This window comes from Priestia megaterium, from assembly GCF_023824195.1.
Lineage (GTDB): Bacteria > Bacillota > Bacilli > Bacillales > Bacillaceae_H > Priestia > Priestia megaterium_D.
This window is the reverse complement of the sequence record NZ_CP085442.1, coordinates 32,501-35,000: the sequence shown is the minus strand read 5'-3', so window position 1 is coordinate 35,000 and position 2,500 is coordinate 32,501. Positions and strand designations below refer to the sequence as shown.

2 tRNA genes and 2 rRNA genes (2 of these 4 cut by a window edge) are annotated in these 2,500 nt (G+C 52.3%); all 4 read right to left on the bottom strand.

The features are described from left to right. Positions 1–12 (bottom strand) — tRNA-Thr (locus LIS78_RS00180); it reaches 64 nt to the left of the window's first position. Positions 13–15: 3 nt separating this feature from the next. Next, positions 16–91: transfer RNA gene (locus tag LIS78_RS00175), tRNA-Val, on the bottom strand. A 9-nt stretch (positions 92–100) separates the two neighbouring features. Next, positions 101–216: ribosomal RNA gene (rrf, locus tag LIS78_RS00170) — 5S ribosomal RNA — on the bottom strand. A 110-nt stretch (positions 217–326) separates the two neighbouring features. Further along, positions 327–2,500: ribosomal RNA gene (locus LIS78_RS00165) — 23S ribosomal RNA — on the bottom strand (it continues 761 nt past the right edge of the window).

The following is a 2,500-nucleotide window of genomic DNA, read 5'->3' as shown; positions in this document are numbered from 1 at the left end:
AGCTACACCGGCAAATGGTGGAGGATGACGGGATCGAACCGCCGACCCCCTGCTTGTAAGGCAGGTGCTCTCCCAGCTGAGCTAATCCTCCGATATATAAGCCTGGCAACGTCCTACTCTCACAGGGACAAAGTCCCAACTACCATTGGCGCTAAAGAGCTTAACTTCCGTGTTCGGTATGGGAACGGGTGTGACCTCTTCGCTATCGCCACCAGACATATTATATTATACATGATTTTCAAAAGAAAGCAAGACTTTTTTTGAAAAGTTTTGTTCTCTCAAAACTAGATAACAGTTCGCCGAGTAAAGCTTACGCTTTTAAAAGTTTGGTTAAGTCCTCGATCGATTAGTATCAGTCAGCTACACATGTCGCCACGCTTCCACCTCTGACCTATCAACCTGATCATCTTTCAGGGATCTTACTAGCTTACGCTATGGGAAATCTCATCTTGAGGGGGGCTTCATGCTTAGATGCTTTCAGCACTTATCCCGTCCACACATAGCTACCCAGCGATGCCTTTGGCAAGACAACTGGTACACCAGCGGTGTGTCCATCCCGGTCCTCTCGTACTAAGGACAGCTCCTCTCAAATTTCCTACGCCCACGACGGATAGGGACCGAACTGTCTCACGACGTTCTGAACCCAGCTCGCGTACCGCTTTAATGGGCGAACAGCCCAACCCTTGGGACCGACTACAGCCCCAGGATGCGATGAGCCGACATCGAGGTGCCAAACCTCCCCGTCGATGTGGACTCTTGGGGGAGATAAGCCTGTTATCCCCGGGGTAGCTTTTATCCGTTGAGCGATGGCCCTTCCATGCGGAACCACCGGATCACTAAGCCCGACTTTCGTCCCTGCTCGACTTGTAGGTCTCGCAGTCAAGCTCCCTTGTGCCTTTACACTCTACGAATGATTTCCAACCATTCTGAGGGAACCTTTGGGCGCCTCCGTTACATTTTAGGAGGCGACCGCCCCAGTCAAACTGCCCACCTGACACTGTCTCCCGGCCCGATCAGGGCCGCGGGTTAGAATTTCAATACAGCCAGGGTAGTATCCCACCGACGCCTCCACCGAAGCTAGCGCTCCGGCTTCTCAGGCTCCTACCTATCCTGTACAAGCTGTACCAAAATTCAATATCAGGCTACAGTAAAGCTCCACGGGGTCTTTCCGTCCTGTCGCGGGTAACCTGCATCTTCACAGGTACTATAATTTCACCGAGTCTCTCGTTGAGACAGTGCCCAGATCGTTACGCCTTTCGTGCGGGTCGGAACTTACCCGACAAGGAATTTCGCTACCTTAGGACCGTTATAGTTACGGCCGCCGTTTACTGGGGCTTCGATTCAGAGCTTCTCCCAAAGGATAACCCCTCCTCTTAACCTTCCAGCACCGGGCAGGCGTCAGCCCCTATACTTCGCCTTGCGGCTTCGCAGAGACCTGTGTTTTGCTAAACAGTCGCCTGGGCCTATTCACTGCGGCTCTCTCGGGCTATACACCCTACCAGAGCACCCCTTCTCCCGAAGTTACGGGGTCATTTTGCCGAGTTCCTTAACGAGAGTTCTCTCGATCACCTTAGGATTCTCTCCTCGCCTACCTGTGTCGGTTTGCGGTACGGGCACCTCCCGCCTCGCTAGAGGCTTTTCTTGGCAGTGTGGAATCAGGAACTTCGGTACTATAATTCCCTCGTCATCACAGCTCAGCCTTTATGATGAGCGGATTTGCCTACTCATCAGCCTAACTGCTTGAACGCGCATATCCAGCAGCGCGCTTACCCTATCCTACTGCGTCCCCCCATTACTCAAACGGCGGGGAGGTGGTACAGGAATATCAACCTGTTGGCCATCGCCTACGCTTTTCAGCCTCGGCTTAGGTCCCGACTAACCCTGAGCGGACGAGCCTTCCTCAGGAAACCTTAGGCATTCGGTGGACAAGATTCTCACTTGTCTTTCGCTACTCATACCGGCATTCTCACTTCTAAGCGCTCCACCAGTCCTTACGGTCTGACTTCACAGCACTTAGAACGCTCTCCTACCACTGACATCAAAGATGTCAATCCACAGCTTCGGTGATACGTTTAGCCCCGGTACATTTTCGGCGCAGAGTCACTCGACCAGTGAGCTATTACGCACTCTTTAAATGGTGGCTGCTTCTAAGCCAACATCCTGGTTGTCTAAGCAACTCCACATCCTTTTCCACTTAACGTATACTTGGGGACCTTAGCTGGTGGTCTGGGCTGTTTCCCTTTTGACTACGGATCTTATCACTCGCAGTCTGACTCCCATGGATAAGTCTTTGGCATTCGGAGTTTGACTGAATTCGGTAACCCGTTGGGGGCCCCTAGTCCAATCAGTGCTCTACCTCCAAGACTCTTACAACATGAGGCTAGCCCTAAAGCTATTTCGGAGAGAACCAGCTATCTCCAGGTTCGATTGGAATTTCTCCGCTACCCACACCTCATCCCCGCACTTTTCAACGTGCGTGGGTTCGGGCCTCCATTCAGTG